The following is a 25601-nucleotide window of genomic DNA, read 5'->3' on the forward strand; positions in this document are numbered from 1 at the left end:
AATCAAATGTCATGAATATAGATGAATTAAAAAATACATGGAATCAGGACGATTCTTTTGACGGAACACCGGGAATCAGCATGGAGCAGAAGAATAAAATTAATCTTCCTCTTGAAAAAATCCGAAGCAATATGCGCATGGAATTCTGGTCTACGATAGGGATTTTTATTTTTGCGTTCACTGTGATCGCTTTATCTTCCGGCCCTTTTAAGTTTAAATTTTATATTACCATTCTTATTGCTTCGATGGTTTTCGTGACTTTCTTTTTTTTCAGTCAGTTTTTTAAACTGTATAACAATATGAGCAGCCCGATGATGAAGACCTACGACAGCCTGAAAGACCTGCTTCACCAGTTTGATCTCAATAAGCAGTATTATCTTTCTTTCTATCTTTGTTTTGTCCCGTTTTTAGTGTGCGAAATTATTATTGTCCTTGAGTTTATTCCAAGGCCGGTGCCCCTTTCCCATCTGAAAATCGCCGGCATTCTTATCGGCAGTATTCTTATCGTGATGCCTTTGCTGTTTTTTATCGGTAAATGGTGGTTTAGCCGACTATACGGGAAACACATCCGGCAGATTGAATCTCTTGTCAACGAGCTTACCTAGCAGTTTCGGCGGGCTGAAAGCCCGCCGAAACCTTTTATTGTGTATAATAAGCCGGAAATTCTCTTATTATGGCATATATATCCCGCCATTCGAAATAATCCGGACTTGCACTGCTTACATTTTTAAAGCCCCGATCCCTGAACAGTTTTTTCGTTCTGGAAACATGAAAGTACTGGGAAACAACAATAAGGCTATCGAAAGACATCCGCTTTGTTAGGGTTAAAGTATTATCCACACTGGCTCTGGTATTATTTCCGAGATTATCGACGATAATTACGGAATCGGGAACATCATGGGTTTTCAGAAACTCTTTCATTTTATCTCCTTCATAAAAGCCTTCTTTTCCCAGTCCGCCACTTACCAGAATTTGTTTTACACGTCCTGCTTTAAATAATTGCACTCCGGTTCTCAGTCGCATTTCCAGTCATTTGGACAAAGTTCCGTCTTCATTAACCTTATTTCCTAATATAACGGCAAGATCTGCTTTTGTACCATTGTCAGAAAGTCCATCATAAACAATGAAGATTGAATGTCCGAGAAACCATGTAAGTATTATAAAAGCAAGTATTTTAAATACCTTCAATGTGTTTTTAATCATCAGTTAATATGATTATTTTATCGTTTTTTCTTTTTCAATTTCTTTAAGAATCCAGTTGAGCTGAGGATCTCTTTTATTAATGATATCGTCCATTGTTTCCCGAACGGGAACGTTGGGAACAACGCCTTTTTTTGTATGCGTAGGGGTAATATCAGGTTGTACAAAAACAAGCCCGATCGGCAGATCTATCTTTGAATTGGGCAGAGTCTGGTATGAATAAAATCCGGCTACTGTTCCGTCATTGGCACCGCCGGTTTCTTCGCCGACGAGAACAGCTCTTTTATCATTTTTAAGTTTAGAAGTAAGAATGGATGATGCTGAAAAACTGGCTCCGTTAATCAACACGAAAACTTTTCCGGTAAAAACATTTTTATCGGGTTTTGAGAGTTTGTCAGCTTTTATTTTATAGTAAAATTTCCCGTCCTTTTTGTAAGTGCTGAAAGTCTGTGCAAAGAAAAAAGCAGGGTAAGCGAGAGTTTTGAAAGTGTATTGCAAAGCATTGCTTTTTCTGAAATAATTGGTTTTTAATGGTGTTGTTGCAGAGTTTACCTCGGAAGGTTTGATCAAAATATACGGTTCGGGAGAAAGATAGGAATACAACTTGTGAATTTCTTCCAGCGAACCTCCGTAATTGTTTCTTATATCAATGATAAGATATTTTGATTGTGCATTCTTTATGTTTTCAAAAGCATTTTTATAAAACTTTCCTGAATATACTCCCGAAAAACTCTTCACCTGAATGTAAGCAATGGTACTGTCTTTACCAAGAAACCTAAAATTTCTGTTGTAAGAATCATTAAAAGCAACGTAATCATTGATTTTTTTCTCATCCGTTCTTTTTTTGTTTTCTTTTTCTTTTTTTAAATCACTCTCGGTTTTTGATTCTCGTGTCAGCTGATAGTTTTTTTTCTTGCCATTATAAACCGTTTCAATAAGGGCTTTATTTTGGAAGCCTTTTTCTGCCACGTAATAATTGAAAAAGAGGTCTTTCAGAAAATACGGCTTAAAGGTAGTGTTAAATCCGTCGGTGCTGATGAGCCTTCTGTATCTGTCGATATAATAAGAGACAGGTGTATGATCAATGGCCAGGATTTCTGTTCCGGGTTTGATATTTTCAATAGAATCTTTATTTCGGATAATAAAAAGACGGTTCCCCTGAATGTAATAATCAAAGCGGCTGAACATTCCTTTTTTATTTTCCAGGTCTCTGATTTCTTTTTTACTGATCCTTTTGGACGGAATTCTCAGCGAAAGATGACCTTCACGGATATCTGAAATTACCGGCTGCAGCTTAAAATAAAACTGAAGCGGTGTAAGTGGTGAATTAATGGTCTTTTTTACACTGTCAAATTTATGATCAAATTCCTGCTGTGAAATATACAAGAAAAGCTGGGGGTGCATTTCTTTGATCTTGGAGTAAGCAAAATCCACATCCTGTTTCAGCTTTTCAGGCGGAATAGATATTTTCTGCAGTTCGTTGTGTTTCCGGACAGATCCGCAGGCTGTAATCAACAGAAGAAATAACAGGATGAAATAATTTTTCTGCACTTTTTTTATTTCAAAATTAAAATTTTAGTTATTATGTTTAGAAAAAAGGCGTACTTTTTTCATATAAATTAAAGGTTTTATTTTCTGTAACCGTCATATATGATATTGTCATCTATTAACATTTATCTAAAAAAATGATTTACATAGTTATTAGTCTTGCTGTTTTACTTGTCTTGGTGTATTTTATCATTACCGGACAAGAGGTTTTTGGTTCAGAAGCAAAAGGAGAGCGGTTGATTAAAATGCAACGTTCCCGATATTATAAAAATAAGCAGTTCCAGAATATTTCTTATACTCCGGCGTTGGCAGAAGGTTATTCCATGCCCAAAGTAATGTTTAATTTTCTGTTTGACAAAAAAGATCCTCATCTCAAACCTTTATCAAGAATTCCCTCAATACATACAGACCTGAAAAGTCTGCCAAAAGATCAGGACGTTTTTATATGGCTTGGGCATTCCTCTTATTATATCCAGACCGACGGAATTTCTTTTCTTATTGATCCTGTGCTCAGTTCGTACGGCTCTCCTTTTAAGTTTTTCAATAAAGCATTTCCGGGGGCAGATGTTTTTAAACCTGAAGATATTCCTGCCATTGATTATCTGGTCATCACTCACGATCATTATGATCACCTTGATTATCCTACGGTAAAAGCGATTAAAAACAGAGTTGGGAAAGTTATTCTACCTTTGGGAGTAGGTGCACATCTTGAACGATGGGGCTATGCACCGCAGCAGCTGATTGAAGAAGAATGGGAAACTGAAGTTGATCTGAAAAATGAGATTAAAATCATATTTACTCCGGCCAGACATTTTTCGGGCCGTAAGATGAGGCGAAATGCTACTTTATGGACTTCATATGTTCTGAATACGCCTACTAAAAAACTATTTCTCGGTGGCGACAGCGGCTATGATACCCATTTTAAAAAAATTGGAGAAACTTACGGGCCGTTTGATTACGCAATCATCGAAAACGGACAGTATAATGAAGCCTGGAAATATATTCATGCTTTACCGGAAGATGTTATTCAGGCGAGTATTGATGTAAAAGCCAGAAATATTATCCCCGTACATTCTTCCAAGTTTGCCCTTGCTCTGCATTCCTGGAATGAACCTTTAAAAAAAGTGACAAGCCTGGCAGAAAGTAAGAACCTTTCTGTTGTAATACCAATGATCGGTCAGCCTGTCGATCTTAATACAGCAGAACATCATTTTGAAAAATGGTGGGAATTCGAATAATTAGGTGTGCCAGATATTTTTATAGCGTGAAGGATGATTTTCAAACTGCTGCCGTACAAAATCGCATTCAGGATCTATCAGGAGATCTTTTTCTTCTGCATAGCGTACGAGTTCATCCAGTAGCATTTTAGCATATCCCTTTCCTTCATGGTTTTCGTTAAGTTTGGTGTAATATACAATTAACAGTCTGCCATCAACCTCGATAGACATATAGCCGGATTTTTTACCGTCTATCAGTATCTGCAACTCATCCTCATAGGGAGATATTTCAAATTTTATATTTTCCATGATATTGAGATTTTCAGTGTTAATGAAATAATTTTGAAAATTTACCCTCTTAAAATTACAAATTAAAAATGATATACGAACGGAAATAGAACTTATTCATCATCCAACTATACATTCAATTTTTTAATAACCGGTCACGAGACCGGTTATTTTTATTTTATCTATTACTGTTATTTTTATATTAAGTGTTGTTTGATTTTTATAATTTTGATAAATGGAATTTAACGAAACAATAAAAGGTTTTTACAAACGTGTAGGACTGCAATGTATTAAAACACCGGGAGTAGGTCATTTCAATGTATTTTCACGCGAGAATTGTTCTTTAATAACACCTTATAGCAGAAGAGATTATTATAAAATTTCATTGATCATAGGGAAGGGTAAATTGCATTACGCCGATAAATGGATTTACGTAGATCGCCCTGCTATATTATTTTCAAATCCTTTAATTCCTTATTCCTGGGAAGCAGAAGATAATAACCAGAAAGGATATTTCTGTCTTTTTACCGATCATTTTGTGCATGACGGGAACCGTTTGGGAAATCTTCAGGATTCCAGCCTTTTTAAAATCGGTGGAACTCCGGTTTTCTTTATTAATGAGGAACAACAGAAAACTGTTGCGGACATCTTTATAAAGATGATGACCGAAATTCAGTCGGATTATCTGCATAAATATGATATGCTTAGGGCTTATTTGCATCTGCTGATCCATGAAGCCATGAAAATACATCCCGCGGAAAATTTCGAATCTTACCAGAATGCTTCACAGAGAATAGCTTCTTTGTTCATGGAATTACTAGAAAGACAGTTTCCTATTGACAGCCCGGAAAGGTTTTTAAAGTTAAAAAGTCCTGTTGATTATGCCGAAAGCCTTTCTATTCATGTTAATTCTTTAAACCGGTCTGTAAAGGAGATCACCGGAAAAACCACCAGTCAGCAGATTGCAGCAAGGATTATTCAGGAAGCCAATGCATTGCTGAAACATACAGATTGGAACATTGCCGAAATAGCCTATGGTTTGGGATTTGAAGAACCTTCTTATTTTACCAATTATTTTAAAAGGCAGACCGGAATATCACCCAATGCAGTAAGAACTGCTGTTGTTTGATTTTTATAATTCTTTGTTTGAATTCTATATTGAATACAAAGTAGGGCTGTTATAATTTTGTACTGTAAATTTTAAATCACAGTTATCATGAAATTTAGAACATTAGGAAAAACAGGAGAACGATTGTCTGCCATTGGATTAGGATGTATGGGAATGAGCACAGCATATGGACCAACTGACGAACAACAGAGCATAGATACATTGCATAAGGCGTTGGATTCGGGTATAAACTTTTGGGATACGGCAGATATGTATGCCAATGGCGAAAATGAGAAACTGATTTCAAAAGTGCTGGTTCCAAACCGCGATAAAATTTTTATTGCTACCAAATTCGGATTTCGCTTTAAAGACGGAAAAGCCGGCCATAGTGGAGTTCCCGGAACGTATTTTGACGGTTCACCGGAGTGGATTAAAAAAGCTGTAGATCTGAGTCTTCAACGGCTGAAAATTGATGAGATCGACTTATATTATGCACACAGGATAGACCCTAATATTCCTGTTGAAGAAACTGTCGGAGCCATGGCTGACCTGGTAAAAGCGGGAAAAGTAAAATATTTAGGATTGTCTGAGGCATCTGCAGAATCTATTAGGAAAGCGCATACAATTCATCCGATCACCGCATTGCAGTCTGAATATTCTTTACTGACAAGAGATATCGAAAAAGAAATTCTTCCAACGATCAGAGAACTGGGAATTACCTTAGTACCGTATTCTCCGTTGGCCAGAGGGCTTTTTTCGAATATTAATGAAACTGCAAATTTCGGGGACGATGATTTCAGAAAATCGCTGCCTCGCTATCAGGAAGAATATCTGGAAAATAACAGAAATCTGGCGAAAGAAATCAATGAATTTGCTCAATCCAAAGGTGTTAAAGGAACGCAAATAGCTTTAGCCTGGGTTCTGAATCAAGGGGAGGACATTATTCCTATTCCGGGCACAAAACGTATCCAATATTTAGTAGAAAATATCGAAGCATCAAATATTGAACTTTCTGCATCTGACCTGCAGACGATTGATTTAATTTTAAATAAATATCCAAACGTTGGTGCACGATATAGCGAAGGCGCAATGAAATTGGTTAATAACTAAACATTACCATTCAGATTTATTAATTCAAAGTCTGAGTTTTACAGAGTCTAAAATGATTACACTTAAAGAAAAAAATAAGTTTATTGCAACGATCCTGGCATTCGCTGTCATTCCGATGTCGGGTCTTGCAACAGACATTTATCTGCCGTCCATGCCCAGTATGGCAACAGAGCTGCACCAGCCGGAAAGCAATATTCAACTGACGCTTTCCATATTTTTAATCAGTTATGGATTAACCCAGTTTTTTGCGGGAAGTATTGTAGATTCATTCGGAAGGTACAGAATTTCCATGCTGTCACTTGGTCTGTTCGTAGTATCTTTTCTAATTACGGCAACCACCCATAATATTTTTGTAATTTACGCCATGCGAGTTCTGCAGGGAATGTTGTCGGGATTTGCTGTTGTTGCCAAAAGAGCTTTCTTTGTCGATGTCTACGAAGGAGAGAAGCGGAAACATTACCTGAGCATTATGACCATTGTCTGGTCGGTAGGTCCTATTATTGCGCCTTTTATCGGAGGATATTTACAGAAAAATTTCGGATGGCAGTCCAACTTTTATGTATTGGCAGGCTACAGCTTGTTGGTTTTAATTCTGGAATTTATTTTTTCAGGCGAAACATTGAAAAAAAGAAATCCGTTCCATCTGGAATTTCTCATTAAAGAATACAATACGATGTTCAAAGCTAAAGATTTCTTTTACGGAATGATTATGTGTGGACTGAGTTATTCGATGATTATGTTTTTTAATCTCTGCGGGTCTTTCATTATTGAGCATAAAATGGGCTACTCCGAAGTAGTTGCGGGCTACGTTTCGCTGATTCTGGGATTTGCCTGGATGGCAGGAGGATTTTTAGGAAAAGCACTCATTAATAAAGCATTTTTGCCGAAAATACGGAATGCCAATTTTATTCAGCTGCTATTAATCGTCCTGATGTTTATTGCCTCGTATTTTTCCAATAATATTTACAGTCTGGTTGCCTTTGCATTTTTGATACACGTTACTGCAGGGTTTATCTTCAATAATTACTTCTCCTACTGTATCGGAAGGTTCCCGAATTCTGCCGGCATTGCGGGAGGTCTTACCGGCGGTGTTGCTTTTATCATCACCTCGGCCATCAGCTACGGGATTGTGGCGGTTATAAAACCACAGGTTCAGCTGGAAGTTGCAGAAGGATATTTCTTGTTGGGAATCTTAGGACTGTTTATTTTAAGCATGATTAAAATGAGAAAGGCACATGCGTAGGGCATCTTTTTAATTTTCTACGACATCAACAATAAATCCTCTCATTACCGGGAGGATTTATTATGATTTTTTATCAATAGAAACGGGCATATCCGTTTACAGGTTAATTATAATCAAAATTGGCTTAGCCAAAAAAAGCCCCTAAAAAGGAGCTTTCATTAATATCATTTTTGACAAATTAAATTCCGTCAATGATTTCATTTAAAACCGTGCTTGGCCTCATTGCAGTATACGTTTTGTACGTATCCGTTTTGTAGTATCCTCCGATATCCTGAGGTTTACCCTGAGCACCAATCAACTCAGCGTTGATTACTTCTTCGTTCTCTTTCATAGCCTGTGCAACCGGAGCAAACTCAGCAGCAAGTTCTGTATCGGAAGTTTGGTTCGCTAATGCTTCAGCCCAATACATGGCAAGATAGAAATGAGAACCTCTGTTGTCGATCTGTCCCACTTTTCTGGCAGGAGATTTATCAGTCGCTAAGAATTTAGCATTTGCTTCATCCAATGCATCCGCCAAAACCTGAGATTTTGTGTTCCCCTGAGTTTGTGCTAAATGTTCTAAAGAAGCCTGTAATGCAAGGAATTCACCTAAAGAATCCCATCTTAAATAGCCTTCTTCCACAAACTGTTCAACGTGTTTTGGTGCAGAACCTCCGGCTCCCGTTTCAAAAAGACCACCACCGTTCATTAATGGAACGATAGAAAGCATTTTTGCAGAAGTTCCAAGCTCAAGAATAGGGAAGAGGTCAGTAAGATAATCTCTCAATACATTTCCTGAAACGGAAATTGTATCTTTTCCTTCTCTTGCTCTCTTTAAAGTTTCGGTCATCGCATCTTTTACATCCATAATTCTTATGTCAAGACCATTGGTATCGTGATCCGCTAAATATTTTTCAACTTTTTTGATGATTTCCCTGTCGTGTGCTCTTCCTTTATCCAGCCAGAAAATAGCAGGCGTATCGGATAATCTTGATCTGTTTACGGCTAATTTCACCCAATCCTGGATAGGCGCATCTTTTGTCTGGCACATTCTGAAAATATCTCCTTTTTCTACTTTCTGAGAAAGAAGAACGTTACCGTTTTCGTCCTGAACTTCAATTGTTCCTTCCGCAGAAGCCTGGAATGTTTTATCGTGAGAACCATATTCTTCCGCTTTCTGAGCCATTAAACCAACATTCGGAACAGAGCCCATTGTTGTTGGATCTAATTTTCCGTGCGCTTTCATATCATCAATAACAGACTGATAGAAACCTGCATACGAACGATCCGGAATGATACAAACCGTATCTTCTTCTTTTCCGTCTTTGTTCCACATTTTTCCGCCTCCTCTTACCAAAGCCGCCATAGAAGCATCCACGATAATGTCGGAAGGAACATGGAAATTGGTAATTCCTTTGTCAGAATTTACCATGGCCACTCTTGGTCCGTTCGCCAAAGCCGCTTCAATATCAGCCTTGATTTCAGCTTCCTGCGCATTTCCTTTAATTTTATCGAAAAGATCAGCAAGACCGTTATTAGGATTAATATCTAAAGACTTAAATGTTTCAGCATATTTAGTGAATACATCCTTAAAGAAAGTTTCCACAATAGCTCCGAAAATAATAGGATCGGAGATTTTCATCATCGTAGCCTTAAGGTGTGCGGAAAGAAGTACATTTCTGTTTTTAGCCTCTTGAATTGCCTGCTGAACAAATGCTTTCAGGGCTTTAAGGTTCATTACGGATGAATCAATAACTTCTCCAGCCTGAAGATTGGCGAAATCTTTCAGCTGAGTTTCAGAACCGTCATTTCCTTTAAATACAATTTTATATTTTGTTGCATTTTCTAAAGTGGTTGAAGTTTCCGTTCCGTAGAAGTCCCCGCTTTCCATGTGAGCAACATCTGTTTTGCTGTCAGAAGCCCAGTCGCCCATTCTGTGAGGATTTGCCTTGGCATAGTTTTTAACAGCTTTAGGAGCACGTCTGTCAGAATTTCCTTCCCTTAGCACAGGATTTACAGCACTTCCGAGAACTTTTGCATACTTCGCTTTAATGGCTTTTTCTTCATCGTTTTTTGGCTCAGCCGGATAATCAGGAACTGCAAAACCTTTAGCCTGCAGTTCAGCGATTGCTGCATCAAGCTGAGGTGCCGAAGCAGATATATTAGGTAATTTGATAATATTAGCGTCAGGTTGTGTAGCCAATTGACCCAGTTCAGCCAAAGCATCACCGATTTTCTGATCTTCTTTCAGAAATTCCGGGAAGTTTGCTAAAATTCTTCCTGCCAAAGAAATATCCGGTACTGCAATCTCAATGTTTGCTGATTTTGTGAAAGCTTTTACAATCGGTAAAAACGAGTGTGTAGCCAACATCGGAGCCTCATCTGTAAGGGTGTAATAGATTTTTGATTTGTCTGACATTATACTGTTATTTATTATTTGATTTTTTAAGACTCACAAATTTAGGTAAAAATTAATTTTTTAGATGATTATAAGCCAATATTTTCCACTTTAAGATTAATTTAACCTCAAACCGGATAAAAAGCACTGTTTTTTAATTAAATTTGAGGAACTAAAAAAAGAATTATGTCAACAACAATTACTTTAAAAGGAAATGAAGTGCACACGATCGGGAAATTACCGGAAGTAGGCTCCACCATCAGGGATTTTGCACTGGTAGATTCAGGTTTGCAGGTGAAAACGCTTGAAAACTTCAGCGGAAAGAAAAAAGTATTCAATATCTTCCCGAGTATTGATACGCCTACGTGTGCATCATCTGCAAGAAAATTCAATGAAGAAGCTTCTGCATTGGAAGATACTGTTGTTATTAATGTTTCTAAAGATTTACCTTTTGCTTTGGGAAGATTCTGCGCTGCGGAAGGCCTGAATAATGTTGAAACCCTTTCAGACTTCAGAAGCAACTTTGGGGACGATTATGAAGTAACTATCACGGATTCTCCAATGAAAGGACTTCTGAGCCGTGCCGTAATCGTTACTGATGCCGACAATAAAGTAGTGTATACAGAACAGGTTTCGGAAATCGCCGACGAACCAAATTATGAAGCCGCTTTAGCTGCATTGAAATAATTAAAGATCATATTTTAATAATTGCCTTGTGGAATTTTCGCAGGGCTTTTTTGTTTATTTAAACACAAATTTTTCTCTAATATTCAATAATACTGTACTATTCATCAACAATATTCTAGCTGATTCATGCTTGAAAATACTGAGCTCAATCATCAAAATTTAATTCTAATAGTCCTACCTTTACATCATGAAACGTTCCGGAACAGCAGATTTACCGCTTCACTATGGCAAAGTACCGCCGTGGTTGTATGAACGCATGTCTGTTCTCGGCCTTTCCATTATTGAGGTGATTCTCGCAGATTATGGAAAAGATGAGGTGCTGAGAAGACTCGCAGATCCGTTTTGGTTTCAGAGTTTTGGTGCTGTGATGGGGATGGACTGGCATTCTTCAGGGATTACCACTTCCGTTATGGGAGCGTTGAAACGTTCCATCAACCCAAATTCCCAGACTCTCGGATTGTATATCTGCGGCGGAAAAGGAAAGTTTTCACGAGAGACTCCTTCGGAACTGATTCAAATTGCTGACAAAACAGGCTTGAATGGAAACGAACTGGTAAGAGCCAGCAAGCTTTCGGCAAAAGTAGATAATACGGCCATTCAGGATGGTTATCAGTTATACCTGCATAATTTTATCCTGGCAGATAACGGAAACTGGAGTATCGTTCAGCAGGGAATGCATGAATCCGACAGTACGGCAAGAAGATATCACTGGCATTCTGAAAATATTAAGTCATTTGTAGAAGAACCACACACGGGAATTAACGGAATTTCGAGAGGTAAAATTTTAAATCTTACTGATTCAGACGCTTCGCAAAGCAGAAAAGGCATCCTGGAAATTTCCCATACCGATTCCGCAGAAATCATGAGCGATTTTGCAAGGTTAATTCTTCCCGCGCATCATGATGTACAGGCTTCCGATGTTGACTTGAAACGTCTCGGAGCACTGTTGTATGTGACCCGAGAACAGCAGCCTCAAAATTTTGAAGATTTACTGATGCTGGAAGGAGTAGGGCCAAGAACGATGCAGTCGCTGGCTTTAGTGAGTGAAGTAATTCACGGGGCGCCATCAAGGTTTAATGATCCGGCAAGATTTTCATTTGCCAACGGCGGAAAAGACGGTCATCCTTTTCCTGTTCCCACTAAAGTATATGATGAAAGCATCAGTATCATCAGAAAAGGAATCGAAAAATCAAAGCTCGGTAATTCCGATAAATTAAAAACATTAAATAAACTTCACGATATTGTTGTAAAAACCGAACAGGATTTTACCCCTGATTTTGATATTCAGGAAGTGATTGAAGAAGAGAGACAGAATTCATGGCGGTTTGGCGGGAAAACGGTTTTTGGTGACGCTCAGAAGCCTTCTCCACCAAAACCGATCCAGCTTTCTCTGTTTTAACAGAATAAAAAAGCCTTATACTTTTCAGTATAAAGCTTTTGTTTGAATGTTGGATACTGATTTTTTAAATTGCTGTAGATAAGGTTAAACTTTCCCAATCTCTGGCATCTTTTGTAATCGCTTCAATCTTATTGTTCAGGAATTCCGGAGCTCCTACCCCCAACAGCAAATGTACCGGCGGATTTTTCTCTTTACTGATCTGTATTAAAACATCAGCTGCTTTTTCAGGATCATTCGGCTGATTACCGTTAATCTCATCCAAATGTGCTTTCTCTGAACTTCTTGCGGCTTCATAGGCTTCAATAGAATTTTCAGGCGTTTTTACCGAATCTTTTGTCAGGAAGTCCGTACGGAAATAAGCAGGATAAACAACCGTTGCGTGAATTCCGAAATCTCTCGCTTCTTCGGCCAGAGCCTCTGTAAAACCGGCTACCGCAAATTTGGTGGAACAGTAAACTCCCCAGCCCGGAAAACCTCCGTAATATCCTCCAACAGATGAAATGTTGAAAATATTCCCGGATTTTTGTCCTCTGAGATAAGGCATTGCATTCCTGATCACATTCAGTGTTCCGAAAACATTAACGTCAAAATTTGCTCTTGCCTCAGCATCACTTAATTCTTCCAGGGTACCCAATTGTCCGTATCCTGCATTGTTAACGATCACATCAATATTGCCAAAATGTCCTACCGTTTTATCCAAAGCAGATTTTACATCATTGTTATCCGTAATATTCATACTCAACGGGAGAAAACTTTCGGAAACTTCTCCGAATGCATCTGTTAAAGATGTTACCGTACGGCTTGTTGCAGCTACTTTATAGCCATCAGATAATAATTTTTTCACCAGTTCAAACCCAAGACCTTTAGACGCTCCTGTCACGAACCATACTTTTTTTGTTTCCATTTTTAATATTTTTTATTGTTTTAAATGATGGTACAAAGGTGATAAGAAGGTGGTTTTTAAAAGTAGCCTAATCCACGAATGATGTATCCAAATCGTGAATGATTCAATAATCCGCATTTTATTATAATAGTGATACAGTTTGGAATTGAAAGAATAAGGTTAAAGCTAAGGTAAACAATCCGGCTTCCATCTCCCAGCTTCCATCTCCAATATAATTTAGGCTTTAAGTCTCTCTTTTAATTATTATTGAAAATCTACCACGGACTGATTCCGGTTTCATCCTCAATATCATTACTGAAATATTGTCCGGTCGGCCCATTTTCATCCGCTATTGTATGTTTAATAATGAACGAAGCTGCGCTTTCGACAGAACCGGGACCGCTGTGGCCATTAAAATCGGTTGCTGTATAACCCGGATCAATTACATTAACCTTGAATGGAAGTTCTCTCAGCTCATAAGCTAAGGCAATAGTATACGCATTAAGAGCCGATTTGGAAGGGCCATACGCGGCGGTTTTTATGTGATAATATTTCCATTCAGGATCAGTATGTAAAGTAAGTGAGCCTAATCCGGAAGTAATATTGCTGATTCTTGGGCTGTCTGATTTTTTTAGCAAATCTAAAAATGCCTGGGTAACATTGATTACACCAAAAAAATTCGTATCAAAAACTTCCCGGATGTCATTAACGGATGTTTCGGCAGCGGTCTGAGGGTTTACGCCTAAAATTCCTGCATTGTTGATCAGAATATCCAGTTTTACCTGCTCGCTTTCAATCGTGTTTTTTGCTTTCACAATGGATTCCGGATCGGTAACATCAATTTCAATCGCTTTGATATTCTGGAATTCCTTTTCTGATAATTCTTTTACAGTGGCTTCTCCTTTTGCGAGATTTCTGCTTCCTAAATACACAAATAATCCTTTTTCTGAAAGTTGTTTTGCGGTTTCAAGGCCAATACTTCTGTTGGCGCCTGTAATTAATACTGTTTTCATTTTTTATATTTTAACTGATGTAAAATTCCGATAATAAAACAGGATGACATTTGCCATTTGGCAAAAAGAGAAAAAATGATAAAACTTAAAGAACACTTGGTATTTTAAGCGCATACATACCCCTCACTTAGAGGGATGTCAAAAATTCTAGGAATTTTTGACGGGTGGTTTAAGAAAACTCTTTAAACACCTTAATAATTAATTTTCCAGATTACAAATTTACAAAGTGATATTCTTCCTGATCCTGCTTAGAGAGGACTGTGTCACCCCAAGATAAGAAGCCACGTAAGAAAGCGGAATTCTGTTGACTGCCGTAGGATAGATTTCCAGAAACTTCAGGTAACGGGTGGTCGCATCTTCTGTCACGAGTGGACTTCTTCTTTCCACCTTCTGCATCAAAGCTCTGGAAATGATTTTATGAACGATGGCATCAAAACCTACGATGGTCTGCAGGAGTTCCATCCAGTCTTTTCTTTCAAAAACAACAAGCTTACAGTCTGTTACGGCCTGGACATAGGAGCTTGAACAAATCTGATTGTCAAAACTTTCAAGATCCACCACCAGATTATTTTCTTCGATAAAATATTTGGTAATTTCCTCGCTTTTATTGTTATAATAACATACCCTTAAAATGCCGTCAATGATAAATCCCACCTGTTTTGAAATTTTTCCTGCTTCAGAAAAATATTCTTCTTTGGGCAGACTGATCTCTGTTGCTTTTGCTGAAATAAAATCCATCTGCTGCTGGTTGAGATTCCCGAATCTGAGGATAAAGTCAAATAATTCTTTCATGGATGCAAGATAAGGAAAGAGAATATAGTGGCATTTGCCATTTGGCAAATAAAAAATCGGTTGTTATAGAATTAAACATCTTTTATAAAGTCCTCATATTCATAATAAAATCTTTCAAAGGCATCCATTTTATCAACAAAAAACTGAAAAGTTTCCTGCCATGTATTTTTATTGAAAATGGAAACGCCGTGCTTTTCAATCCAGATCCTGCTGATGACTTTTCCGTTTTCCAGCGTGTAAAATTCTTCTTTATGAAAATCGCCGATAAAATCTTTCAGAATATCTTCCAGCGACCAGATTTTATTGTAATAGGCATCCCTGAAAACTTCATCTTTCATTTCGATATCAAGAGAGACCTCCGCCTTTTTATTATCTGCGTAAAACTTGAACGACATATCCTTAATCTTGGTATCGTATAAAATCCACTTTCTCGGGAAAGATTTTCCAAAGGCCGTCCAAAACTCTTTTTTTAACTGTTGTGCTTCCTGTTTGCTGAACATATAGCAAAAGTAGCTATTTTGACCTTAATAGAATAAAGTAAGAAGTGAAAGTCCCTGAAAATATTCTTCACGGGACTTTGATTGGTTGATGGAGCAGTATTAATTTCGCTCAGTTCTTCCTGCTGCTTCTGGTGTGACAGGGGTGAAAAAATTAACAAGATTTCCGTCAGGATCACGAAATAAAAGTGATTTATTTCCCCAGGGCATTATTGTTGGTTTCTGTACGATGCTTCCCTGAAGATAAGCAGATAATCTTTCATAATCTTGATCAACATCATCTACCTTAAACTCAATGATAATGCTGCGGTTTTGTTCCGGTTGAGCTATATCATTACCGCCAAAAAACTGTAATGTTTTTGTACTTCCGATGGCTAATGTCGTTGTTGATGTCCGTAATTCAACAAAATCAGGAGTATATCGTACAACGGACAATCCTGTGATATGTTCATAAAACTTGATTAATCGTTCTATTTCTGCAGTAATAATGCGGATTGATGATAAATTCATTTTTTGATATTTAATTATATGCCAAAATTAATCCGACCTTGTGACAACTGGATGTCAGCAGTATTTAGCTTAAATCAAATTAAATTAATTAGTTCTGCAAAATACATGTGGTTTATATCCGGATCTTTCAATTTATCAGGTTATTAATGCATTTAAAACTATTTTCTTATTTTTGTAGTAATGCTGTCTAAAAAATCCCAATATGCGTTTAAAGCGCTGTCGTACCTTGTAGAAAAAAGAAACGACGGGCCTATTCTTATTTCCGAAATTGCAGATCATAAGAAGATCCCTTTGAAGTTTCTTGAAAATATCCTGCTCGAATTGAAAAAAGCCGGCATCCTTGATAGTAAAAAAGGGAAAGGAGGAGGCTATTTTTTTAAAGAGAATCCGGAAAATGTAAAGCTTGCTAAAATTATCCGCCTTGTCAACGGGCCAATTGCCCTGCTTCCCTGTGTAAGCCTGAATTTTTACGAGAAATGTGAAGACTGTACGGAAGATCACTGTGGCCTGCATGATGTGCTGATTGAAGTGAGAGATGCTTCGCTTAACATTCTCGAAAGAAAAACTTTAATGGATCTGGTCGACTGACCTGATCCTTTTTTTTGAATTATTAGTCTACTTTTTTGGTGGGATAATAATTTTATTAGATATTTGCATTACTTCAAATGAATAAATTATGATTTCAAAAGAAGATGCAGAAACACTCAAACAGCTTTCAGCAGAGGAGGGATTGAAATTTATTTCTTTACGATTTCCGGAAACAGCTGTTTTTTCAACATCGCTTGGTCAGGAAGATCAGGTTATCACCGATATTATTTTCAGAAATGAACTTCCGATAAAGGTTTTTACACTGGATACAGGCAGGCTTTTTTATGAACACTATGAATTGCTTTCAAAAAACAACTCGAGGTACAAAATAAAAACGCAAGTCTATTTCCCGGAACCTTCGGATGTGGAAAAATATGTGAATGAAAAAGGGATCAATGCGTTTTATCATTCTGTAGAAAACAGAAAAGAATGTTGTTTTATAAGAAAGGTTAAACCTTTAAATCGTGCTCTTGAAAATGCAGAAATCTGGATCACAGGTCTGCGTTCGGAACAGTCGGAAAACCGGGAAAATATGCCGGTCATCGAATGGGATGAAGAGCGGAAGCTATACAAATACAATCCGCTAATTGACTGGAATTACCAGCAGGTTCTCGTTTATCTGCAACAGAATAAGGTTCAGGAGCTGCCTTTGCATAAAAAAGGATTCATCAGTGTCGGCTGTGAGCCATGCACGAGAGCTGTTGTTGAAGGCGAGAATCCGCGTGCAGGACGCTGGTGGTGGGAAAATTCACAAAAAGAATGCGGTCTTCATTCGCATTAATTCAAATATTACTTTCAAAATGAATACATATAAACTAGACTACCTGGAACAGCTGGAGGCTGAAAGTATTTATATCATGCGGGAAATTGCCGCACAGTTTGAAAAACCGGCTTTGCTTTTCAGCGGCGGAAAAGATTCCATAACATTGGTTCATCTGGCCAGGAAAGCTTTTGCACCCATGAAAATCCCTTTTCCGTTGGTTCATATCGATACAGGACACAATTTCCCGGAAGCATTGCAGTTCAGGGATTATCTTGCAGAAACGATTGACGCAGAACTCATCGTGAGGAGTGTAGAAGACACCATTAAAGCTAAAAAATTAGCCGAGCCTAAAGGAAAATTTGCCTCAAGAAACTGGCTGCAGACGCATACTTTACTCGATACCATTGAAGAATTCGGTTTTGATGCATGTATCGGAGGAGCAAGAAGAGATGAAGAAAAAGCAAGAGCGAAAGAACGTTTTTTCTCCGTGCGGGATGAATTCGGGCAATGGGACCCAAAATTACAGCGCCCCGAACTCTGGAATATTTACAACGGAAGAATCAGTAAAGGTGAAAATGTGAGGGTTTTCCCGATTTCCAACTGGACCGAACTGGATGTATGGAATTATATCAAGAGAGAAAATATTCAGCTTCCATCCATTTATTTTGCGCATGATCGTGATGTGATTGAACACGAAGGGCAGCTGATTGCCGTTTCGGATTTTATCCGGATTGATGAGCACGATACAATTGTCAATAAAAAAGTCAGGTACCGAACAGTAGGAGACATGACCTGCACGGCAGCCGTAGAAAGCTACGCGGAAACTCTTGATGAGGTTGTGAACGAAATCACGGCTTCCAGAATTTCAGAACGCGGTGAAACCAGAATCGATGATAAAGTGACGGAAGCGGCGATGGAAGACAGAAAAAAAGGAGGGTATTTTTAATAAGTAATGAGCAATTGGTAATAAATAATGCCAATCGTACGTAAAATTTACTTTTAAAATTGAATATAAATTTTTGACATAATAATAAGTAATACAATTTATTGAATTCAAAGATTACTTATTGCCCATTACTTATTACTCATAATTAAGAAAAAACATGGACATATTACGATTTATCACTGCAGGAAGCGTGGATGACGGTAAAAGTACCCTCATCGGAAGGCTTCTTTATGACAGTAAAAATATATTGGTGGACCAGCTGGAAGCACTGGAAAAGCAATCAAAAAATAAGAATGAAAACGGAATAGATCTTGCGATTTTAACAGACGGATTGCGGGCTGAAAGAGAGCAGGGAATTACTATTGATGTGGCTTACCGCTATTTTTCGACGCCCAAAAGAAAATTTATTATTGCCGATGCTCCCGGGCATATTCAGTACACCAGAAATATGATTACCGGAGCTTCAAACTCACAATTGATTGTTATTCTTATCGATGCAAGGCAAGGGGTCATCGAGCAGACTAAAAGGCATTCTATTATTGCTTCATTGCTGAAAATCAAGAATGTAGCGGTTGCTATCAATAAAATGGATCTTGTTGATTATTCGCAAAGAGTTTTTAATGATATTAAAAACCAATATGAAGAAGTAGCTGCAAAATTAGGACTTGAAAATGTGAGTTATTTTCCTATTTCAGCATTTTATGGCGACAATATTGTTACTCAATCAGAAAATATGAGCTGGTACGATGGTTCTTCACTGCTTGAGTTTCTGGAAACCGTTCAGGTTCGCAATAGTGATGAATTTGAAAGTCCAAGATTCCAGGTTCAGTATGTGATCCGCCCACAAACCGATGCGCTTCATGATTATAGAGGTTATGCCGGAGAAATAATTTCAGGAGTCTACAAAAAGGGTGATGAAATTACGGTACTTCCGCAAAATATCAAGTCAAAAATATCAGCAATTGAAACCGGCGGAAAACCAGTTGATGCCGTTTTTGCCGGACAGCCTGCCGTTATTCACATTGAAGATGATATTGATATCAGCCGCGGTGATTTCCTTGTTAAACCGGACAGCCTTCCAAAAACGGAAAATGAAATTGAAGCGGTTGTCTGCTGGTTGGATAAAAAGGAATTAACAGAGGGGAGTAAGTATTTTATTCAACATAAAAGTAAACTTCTGAAGACCCTTGTAAAAGAAATTGAGTATAGAATTGACGTCAATACGTTAGAAAAGATACCGGTTACGGAAAATATCAGGCTTAATGAAGTGGTAAAAGTCCGATTGAAAACGGCTTCGCCTCTTGTCTTCGATAGTTTTGAGGACAGCCAAAATACCGGAAATGCCATCCTGATCGACGAAACAAGCAATTCTACAGTTGGCGCTGTCATGATCTTGTAATGTAAATACATACTTGTTTTATCAACATAAAATTAAACAGCAATGATCATCTCCAGGAAAGTTCAGTTCAGGCTTAATGTATTTTTTGTAACGGCCGCTGTGTTGTCTCTTACTGTTTTCACCATGTTCGAACTCGGATATCTGGATGAGCTTTTCACGATCCTTGCTAAAGATAACTATATTTTTTACTGGATGCTGCTGGTGGGGGTTTTAGCTGAAATTGTAGCCGGATCCATGGGAATGGGCTATGGCGTAATCTGTACTACCACCCTGTTGTTTTTGGGTATTCCGCCGCATGCGGTAAGTGCAAGTATTCACTCTGCGGAAAGTTTTACCACTGCGGCAGGAAGCATTAGTCATATAAGGCTGAAAAATGTGAGTAAAAATCTGGTGAAAAGGCTTGCGGTTCCCGCTGTGATCGGTGCTGTGATCGGTGCCATTTCATTGACATATCTTGGCGAATATTATTCAAAAATAACCAAAACGGTTATCTCTTTTTATACACTGTATCTGGGAATTCGGATTTTCTCAAATGCCTTTAAGAAAAAACAGGATAAAAAATTAAAAAGAAAAACAAATCTTACGAGACTTGGTTTAGCAGGAGGATTTATAGATTCTTTCGCCGGCGGAGGATGGGGACCTTTGGTAACAGGAACGTTAATCAAAAATTCCTTCACGCCAAGGTTTGCAGTGGGAAGTTCTACGGTTGCCAAGTTTATTTTAACGCTTACTGCAGCCATTACGTTTATGCTTACATTGGGCATTCAGCACTGGAATATCATTCTCGGACTTTTGATCGGCGGGATCTTTACCGCACCTTTTTCTGCGATGCTTACGGCGAAACTTCCTGTAAAAAGCATGTTTGTGGTTATTGGGCTTCTCGTAATCATTATGAGTTCCATAACGATTTATAAATCTGTTTTTTAGTATAAAAAGCCTCTGTGTTGAAAAATAACGGTAATAAAAAATATTTTTGATTTGAAAATATTTTACTTTTACATCATTAAAAAAATACTATGAACATACATGTTGTTGCCGTTTTTAAATTCAATGAAAACTATTTAATGGAAGCTGTTGAGCTTTTTCAGACGCTGGTAAGAGAAACCCGAAAAGAAGAAGGCTGCCTTCAATATGACCTCATAGAAGATAAAAACAATAAAGGAACATTCTTTATGGTGGAATTATGGGAAACCGAAGACCACCTGAACCGCCACAGCGGACAGGATCATCTGCTCAATTTCAGAAAAGACGTATCTAAAATGCTGGAAAGTTCTACTGAAGTGTATAAAGGTTTTAAAACACTTTAAAAAAATAAGAATCAATTCCGTGAAAATCTAAAAGGCTGTCCACTATGAGGGCAGCCTTTTATTATAGAAAAAATAGAAAGTATTATTTTGAAAGTGAATTGTGAATCGTTAATTTTAAAATTCTCAATTGATATTCACAATTGCCTATTTCACGATCAGCTTTTTCGTTTCCGTTTGTCCGCCGAACGTTATCTTCACAAGATAATGTCCTGAAGAGAGGTGGGAAAGATTCAGATCCTGTTTGTAAAAACCTGCCTGGTTAGTCAGTTCAGCAGAATACACTTTTTTGCCTGATAGATCATACACTTCCACATTCCCTTTGTTGCTGAGCTTTTCTTTAACATCAAATAAAACAGTTACCTGTTTATCTGTTGTTGTCGGGTTGGGGTAAATTCCGAAAGAAGCTTTTTTACCGGCAATATCGGTTGTCCCTAAAACAGAAGTGATATTTTTATACTTAAAATACATATTTCCGGTCTGTGAACCTTCATTTGATGTGAAATACATTCTATAGTATTCAGATCCCTGTTTGATGTAATACACCACATCATTGTATACGCCCATCGTCGGTTTCCACGAATGGCCGATTGCTGTAATATTGTTTGAAAATGCAGCAGATGAAGGAAGAATAGTGGTGGTGGTTGCCTGTGTTTCCGGCTGTACTTTCGCTACGCTAATATTAGAATTCTGAATCACACCGGACATCCTGTACTTCATGGTAGCGGACTGACCTGTATTTGGATCGGTATATGGATAATCGGTCCAGTACCTGGTGAACATAAAGTCCCAATTAGCCTTTGAAGGCTCAAGATTGGTCACCTTATCTCCGGTTGCAAAAGAGAAATAATTAAAATAAGCATCGTCAGTTCCGTTGGCAATGGTTTTTGAAACCGTAGTATCCCACGATGAAGTGGTGGCATTCCATTTGGCATATTTAAAAGTATACCCTCCGAAATAGTCGTCAATCATAAATTTATAATAAGTATTGCTCAAAACATATTTCAGGATAAAAATTACCTTTCCTTCAATATGATGATTTCCCGGATTATATTCACCCCAGCCGTAAGTAGCCGTTCCCTGTTCAAAAGCACCTTCCTGGATAGATGTTGTATTGTCAAGATTATATAATGGTGATCCGTATGAAGAAACAACGTTTGTGGTAATGGAATTCCAGTCGTTCGGATTAGCGGAAGCCTGATAGACTTCTATATTTTGTGCATCATTGATTCTCGTCCCGAAATTCATGCTCGAATTTCTGAAAAACGCAATATCCCAGGTATTGGCAGGCTGGGATTGTATAGTATTGGAACTAAGATCGAAAAATACACGGTTCTGGTAACTGGCACCCATAGACATATTTACTGTAGTATATCCGTTGGCATCAACCTGTGAAAGAACAGTCTGCTGTACCCCTAATGCGAACATTGAAGCGAAAAGTAGTTTTGTTTTCATAATATCAGATGTAAATTATTATTTAGAATTATTCTACAAAAATATATTATTTATTTTTATTTGTTCTAAATAAAATATGATTTTTGTCGTGTTTTAAATTTGATTTTAATTATTAAAGAAAATAATTAGGTTCAGGCTACTATTAAAACATAAAAAAAGACCGATCTATGAAATCATAAATCAGTCTCCTGCCGTAAGGCTGTCTAATTAATCTTATTTCTTTATAAACTTGGATTTTACTGCAGAACATTCTTCGGTTTTAATAATGATATAATATACTCCTGTCTGCAATGTGCTGATATCGAAAGATCTTCCGGCTAATTTGCCGCCCGCCACTTTTTGTCCGGATGCAGAATAAATACTGATGTTTTCCGGATCTTTTTTAGTGATAAACTGTAACACAGTATTTTCTGCATTCACTGCAAATCTTACAGATTCCTGAGATTTGATATGATCGGAAACAGCAAGATTTGAAGCAGTGTTATATACTACATTATCAATCTGTACTGCCACGTGCGTTGTCGAAGGGGTAAAGCGGAATACAATATACTGTGAAGAAGAAGCCGGAATGGTAAGGCTGATATTCTGAACGGCTCCGATTGTTGATACAGTGATTGGATTTCCAACGGCAACAAAGGTAGACATATCCGCGGGATTCGAAGCCAGTCCTACCTGAATCGTTCCGGGACCGGGCGACGGAGAAACCAGAGTAGTCTGGAAAGATAATGTTTTGTCGCCTGCAGGAGCTGTAATTTGAGGAGAAATGAGGTAAGACGGTGCAGAACCGTTGTTTCCGGCATAAGACTGTACGAACTTATTAGCAGAATTATTATTGTCTATTGCAACGATCATTCTGGGAGATACCGGTGGAAATTCCTGGGTTGGAGAAGCCGTTATGGCCGACCAGCCGCCTTGTGGGAAAGTAGTGTTCCCTGCGGTAAAGCCGTCAAAGTTTTCATTAAGTGTTGCTACCTGCGCATGTGCAGCCATTGTTGTAAAAAGTAAAGTTCCTAAAAGTAGTCTTAGTTTCATAACATTATTTTTATTTAGAATCATTCCACAAAATTATAATATTTATTTTTAACTGTTCTAAATAAAATTATATATTTGTCAAAAATTTTTCGTCTATGAAAAAGAAAGTGCTTTCCATACTATCCTTATCCGTTGTTTTATGGGTGAATGCACAGGAAAAAGATTCTCTTAAGCAGAAAACAATAGATGAGGTAATTATTACCGGGCAATTTATACAGCAATCTATTGACAAATCGATCTATAAAGTTGAAGTAATTGATGCGCAGCAGATCAAAAATATGGCGGTAACCAATGTTGCCGAAGTGCTTAATCAAAATCTTAATATTTTAATAGAACCCAGTAAAAGTTCAGGAAACTCCAGTGCGAATATTATGGGGCTCAGCGGTGAATATACCAAGATACTTATTGATAATATTCCGGTTGTAAGCGATGAAGGCATGGGAAATCTGGTAGATCTTACCAAAATCAATGTCAACAATATCGAAAGAATTGAGGTAGTAAAAGGTTCAATGGGCGTGGAATACGGAAATAATGCGGTAGCCGGAGTCATCAATATCATTACGAAAAAAAATTACAGTAAAAAGTTTACCGCGCTGGCATCCATACAGGAAGAAACGGTGGGAAAAGACTACGACTGGTTCAAAAAAGGAAATGGACGCCATATCCAGTCACTGAATCTTGGTTATAGGTTTAATGACAACTGGTCTCTTTCTGCAGATATTAATCATAATGATTTCCAAGGTTATAAAGGTTCGCTTAACGGATATAAATATTTTAGTGAAAATAACGACGGAAAGCGCGGGTACGACTGGCAGCCGAAAGATCAGCTCACCACAAACGGAACAATCCGCTACAATAAAGACAATACAAGTTTCTTTTATAAGCTGAACTTTCTTACGGAAGAAATTAATTATTATAATCCTTTAGTCACAGACCTTCCTCTGGGTGGAGGAAACAGAACATATACCGCAAACGACAAAGATTATCGTACCAACCGCTGGATTCACCAGTTTAATATTCAGACAAAATTCGGAAGAATTAACTATAACGGAGACTTCTCTTATCAAAGCCAGGAAAGAAAATCACAGGTTTATGCGTATGATGTTCCCAACCGACAGGAAATCTCCAGAGACTCTGAAATTACATTCTACAAATCCGACGTATTGTACTCAAGAGGAATGTTCAGTAATTTTTTAGATAACGAAAAAATTAATTTCCAGCTTGGATACGAATTAGACCGTACGAAGGGTTTTGCCGATGCAACTACTTTTGAAAGCAATAACAATGGAAAAAGTATTGAACGCGCTATATTCAATTATGCTAATTTCTTATCAGCTGAATGGAAAGTAAATGACTGGTTTTCATTCCGTCCCGGAGTAAGGCTGGCCCTGAGCGACAGGTTCAGTTCGCAATATAATTACTCGGGAACATTAAGATTTACAACCTCTGAAAATTCGGACATCCGTGCTGTTTTCGGTTCAGCCAACCGATTTCCAACTTACGATGAATTATACACTTTTGTAGTAGATAACAATCACGACATCAGAGGAAATGAAAATTTAAAACCTGAAACCGGTTATTCTGCTTCCGTTTTCTGGGATTATGCTTTAACCAACTCCAGCAACTGGAAATTTAATTTTAGCCTATCGGGAATGTACCTGGACGTGCAAAACAGAATACAAGATGTGATCATCAACAACAGCCCGCTGCAAATAACTTTCCTAAATGTAGACGATTACAGATCAATCTTATTCGGAGGAGGAATTAATATAAGAAAAGGAGATCTTTCTTTAAATGCAGGAGTTTCGGTTATGGGCGTTTCACAGGTTTTAAATACAGGAAACATTACTTCACCTGATGATTATAATTATTATGCTGAAGCGAATCTTGCCGCCAATTACACGTTGCCTTCTACAAAAACATTGTTTGCACTGTATTATAAATACACCGGAACTCAGCGACGGTACACTTATCAGGGAAAAGAAAACGATCCGGGAGATTCGGGGCAATATATTTTAGGGGAAATCGGGGATTTCAATATGTTGAATTTCACGGTGAGCCAACCTTTCTTTAAAAATCATTTTGAAATAAGCGCAGGGATCAAAAATATCTTCGACGTGACGAGTGTGAAAAATACCATTCAATCGGGAGATACCCACAATGCCTCTTCCGGACTGCAGAATCTGTTCTATGGACGAAGTTATTTCATGAGGTTAAATTATAATTTTTAAATACATTAAAA

At 37.8% G+C, this 25601-nt stretch carries 26 protein-coding genes; 14 read left to right on the forward strand and 12 right to left on the reverse strand.

The window, feature by feature from the left end; genetic code table 11:
- Positions 1-11 precede the first annotated feature (11 nt).
- A complete protein-coding gene (locus tag M0D58_RS17615; protein ID WP_248392179.1) occupies positions 12-605 on the forward strand; it encodes a hypothetical protein in 594 nt (197 codons plus the stop codon).
- A 34-nt stretch (positions 606-639) separates the two neighbouring features.
- Here M0D58_RS17615 and M0D58_RS17620 read toward each other — a convergent pair whose 3' ends face one another.
- The 3 genes from M0D58_RS17620 to M0D58_RS17630 are packed head-to-tail and all read right to left on the reverse strand — an operon-like array spanning position 640 to position 2751.
- Complete coding sequence (locus M0D58_RS17620) at positions 640-1023, reverse strand: YdcF family protein (protein WP_248392180.1); 384 nt, start codon at positions 1021-1023, stop codon at positions 640-642.
- A gap of 6 nt (positions 1024-1029) precedes the next feature.
- Positions 1030-1203 carry a hypothetical protein gene (locus M0D58_RS17625; RefSeq protein WP_248392182.1) on the reverse strand — a complete coding sequence of 58 codons (174 nt, stop codon included), beginning with the start codon at positions 1201-1203 and terminating at the stop codon, positions 1030-1032.
- 12 nt (positions 1204-1215) lie between these two features.
- On the reverse strand, positions 1216-2751 hold the full coding sequence (locus M0D58_RS17630; protein ID WP_248392184.1) for a S41 family peptidase: 1536 nt from the start codon (positions 2749-2751) through the stop codon (positions 1216-1218).
- Positions 2752-2885: 134 nt separating this feature from the next.
- Here M0D58_RS17630 and M0D58_RS17635 point away from each other — a divergent pair, with 134 nt between their 5' ends.
- A complete protein-coding gene (locus M0D58_RS17635; RefSeq protein WP_248392186.1) occupies positions 2886-3986 on the forward strand; it encodes an MBL fold metallo-hydrolase in 1101 nt (366 codons plus the stop codon).
- Here the strand turns inward: M0D58_RS17635 and M0D58_RS17640 are convergent, their stop codons facing one another.
- Positions 3987-4274 (reverse strand): GNAT family N-acetyltransferase, encoded by a 288-nt coding sequence (locus tag M0D58_RS17640; protein ID WP_248392189.1) that lies wholly within the window; start codon positions 4272-4274, stop codon positions 3987-3989. It abuts the gene before it with no gap.
- A gap of 214 nt (positions 4275-4488) precedes the next feature.
- Here M0D58_RS17640 and M0D58_RS17645 point away from each other — a divergent pair, with 214 nt between their 5' ends.
- The 3 genes from M0D58_RS17645 to M0D58_RS17655 all read left to right on the forward strand — a co-directional run bounded on the left by M0D58_RS17645 (position 4489) and on the right by M0D58_RS17655 (position 7714).
- The gene (locus M0D58_RS17645) at positions 4489-5382 is read left to right on the forward strand and encodes a helix-turn-helix domain-containing protein (protein ID WP_248392191.1); all 894 of its coding nucleotides are present in this window, start codon (positions 4489-4491) and stop codon (positions 5380-5382) included.
- A gap of 87 nt (positions 5383-5469) precedes the next feature.
- Entirely contained in the window at positions 5470-6471 is a 1002-nt protein-coding gene (locus M0D58_RS17650; protein WP_248392195.1) for an aldo/keto reductase, read from the forward strand.
- Positions 6472-6523: 52 nt separating this feature from the next.
- Positions 6524-7714 carry an MFS transporter gene (locus M0D58_RS17655; protein WP_248392199.1) on the forward strand — a complete coding sequence of 397 codons (1191 nt, stop codon included), beginning with the start codon at positions 6524-6526 and terminating at the stop codon, positions 7712-7714.
- Between the two features lie 178 nt (positions 7715-7892).
- Here the strand turns inward: M0D58_RS17655 and M0D58_RS17660 are convergent, their stop codons facing one another.
- Entirely contained in the window at positions 7893-10112 is a 2220-nt protein-coding gene (locus tag M0D58_RS17660) for an NADP-dependent isocitrate dehydrogenase (protein ID WP_248392202.1), read from the reverse strand.
- A 165-nt stretch (positions 10113-10277) separates the two neighbouring features.
- Between M0D58_RS17660 and tpx the strand changes: the two genes are divergently transcribed.
- Complete coding sequence (tpx, locus tag M0D58_RS17665) at positions 10278-10778, forward strand: thiol peroxidase (protein WP_248392204.1); 501 nt, start codon at positions 10278-10280, stop codon at positions 10776-10778.
- A gap of 187 nt (positions 10779-10965) precedes the next feature.
- Complete coding sequence (locus M0D58_RS17670; RefSeq protein ID WP_248392206.1) at positions 10966-12177, forward strand: DUF763 domain-containing protein; 1212 nt, start codon at positions 10966-10968, stop codon at positions 12175-12177.
- 64 nt (positions 12178-12241) lie between these two features.
- On the opposite strand, the gene M0D58_RS17675 is transcribed toward M0D58_RS17670, so the two are convergent.
- The 5 genes from M0D58_RS17675 to M0D58_RS17695 form a co-directional block, all read right to left on the reverse strand.
- Positions 12242-13081, reverse strand: coding sequence for an SDR family oxidoreductase (locus tag M0D58_RS17675; protein WP_248392209.1), 840 nt, complete (start codon positions 13079-13081; stop codon positions 12242-12244).
- Between the two features lie 254 nt (positions 13082-13335).
- Positions 13336-14073 carry an SDR family oxidoreductase gene (locus M0D58_RS17680; RefSeq protein ID WP_248392211.1) on the reverse strand — a complete coding sequence of 246 codons (738 nt, stop codon included), beginning with the start codon at positions 14071-14073 and terminating at the stop codon, positions 13336-13338.
- Positions 14074-14292: 219 nt separating this feature from the next.
- A complete protein-coding gene (locus M0D58_RS17685) occupies positions 14293-14865 on the reverse strand; it encodes a Crp/Fnr family transcriptional regulator (RefSeq protein ID WP_248392213.1) in 573 nt (190 codons plus the stop codon).
- Between the two features lie 71 nt (positions 14866-14936).
- Positions 14937-15365, reverse strand: a complete 429-nt coding sequence (locus M0D58_RS17690; protein WP_248392215.1) for a DUF4268 domain-containing protein — start codon at positions 15363-15365, stop codon at positions 14937-14939.
- Between the two features lie 99 nt (positions 15366-15464).
- Complete coding sequence (locus tag M0D58_RS17695; RefSeq protein WP_248392217.1) at positions 15465-15872, reverse strand: VOC family protein; 408 nt, start codon at positions 15870-15872, stop codon at positions 15465-15467.
- Between the two features lie 180 nt (positions 15873-16052).
- On the opposite strand from M0D58_RS17695, the gene M0D58_RS17700 reads away from it, so the two are divergent.
- The 6 genes from M0D58_RS17700 to M0D58_RS17725 all read left to right on the forward strand — a co-directional run bounded on the left by M0D58_RS17700 (position 16053) and on the right by M0D58_RS17725 (position 20875).
- Positions 16053-16460, forward strand: a complete 408-nt coding sequence (locus M0D58_RS17700) for an RrF2 family transcriptional regulator (RefSeq protein ID WP_029294220.1) — start codon at positions 16053-16055, stop codon at positions 16458-16460.
- A gap of 88 nt (positions 16461-16548) precedes the next feature.
- On the forward strand, positions 16549-17241 hold the full coding sequence (locus M0D58_RS17705) for a phosphoadenylyl-sulfate reductase (protein ID WP_248392221.1): 693 nt from the start codon (positions 16549-16551) through the stop codon (positions 17239-17241).
- Between the two features lie 19 nt (positions 17242-17260).
- Positions 17261-18169, forward strand: a complete 909-nt coding sequence (cysD, locus tag M0D58_RS17710) for a sulfate adenylyltransferase subunit CysD (protein ID WP_248392224.1) — start codon at positions 17261-17263, stop codon at positions 18167-18169.
- A 157-nt stretch (positions 18170-18326) separates the two neighbouring features.
- A complete protein-coding gene (locus tag M0D58_RS17715; RefSeq protein WP_248392234.1) occupies positions 18327-19568 on the forward strand; it encodes a sulfate adenylyltransferase subunit 1 in 1242 nt (413 codons plus the stop codon).
- Between the two features lie 42 nt (positions 19569-19610).
- Positions 19611-20495 carry a sulfite exporter TauE/SafE family protein gene (locus M0D58_RS17720; RefSeq protein ID WP_248392237.1) on the forward strand — a complete coding sequence of 295 codons (885 nt, stop codon included), beginning with the start codon at positions 19611-19613 and terminating at the stop codon, positions 20493-20495.
- 89 nt (positions 20496-20584) lie between these two features.
- Complete coding sequence (locus M0D58_RS17725; protein ID WP_248392239.1) at positions 20585-20875, forward strand: putative quinol monooxygenase; 291 nt, start codon at positions 20585-20587, stop codon at positions 20873-20875.
- A 144-nt stretch (positions 20876-21019) separates the two neighbouring features.
- Here the strand turns inward: M0D58_RS17725 and M0D58_RS17730 are convergent, their stop codons facing one another.
- On the reverse strand, positions 21020-22327 hold the full coding sequence (locus M0D58_RS17730; protein ID WP_248392242.1) for a T9SS type A sorting domain-containing protein: 1308 nt from the start codon (positions 22325-22327) through the stop codon (positions 21020-21022).
- Between the two features lie 213 nt (positions 22328-22540).
- A complete protein-coding gene (locus M0D58_RS17735) occupies positions 22541-23359 on the reverse strand; it encodes a T9SS-dependent choice-of-anchor J family protein (protein WP_248392244.1) in 819 nt (272 codons plus the stop codon).
- A gap of 95 nt (positions 23360-23454) precedes the next feature.
- On the opposite strand from M0D58_RS17735, the gene M0D58_RS17740 reads away from it, so the two are divergent.
- Entirely contained in the window at positions 23455-25590 is a 2136-nt protein-coding gene (locus M0D58_RS17740; protein ID WP_248392252.1) for a TonB-dependent receptor plug domain-containing protein, read from the forward strand.
- The last annotated feature ends 11 nt before the right edge of the window (positions 25591-25601 follow it).

The sequence above is a fragment of the Chryseobacterium nepalense genome, assembly GCF_023195755.1.
Classification (GTDB): domain Bacteria; phylum Bacteroidota; class Bacteroidia; order Flavobacteriales; family Weeksellaceae; genus Chryseobacterium; species Chryseobacterium nepalense.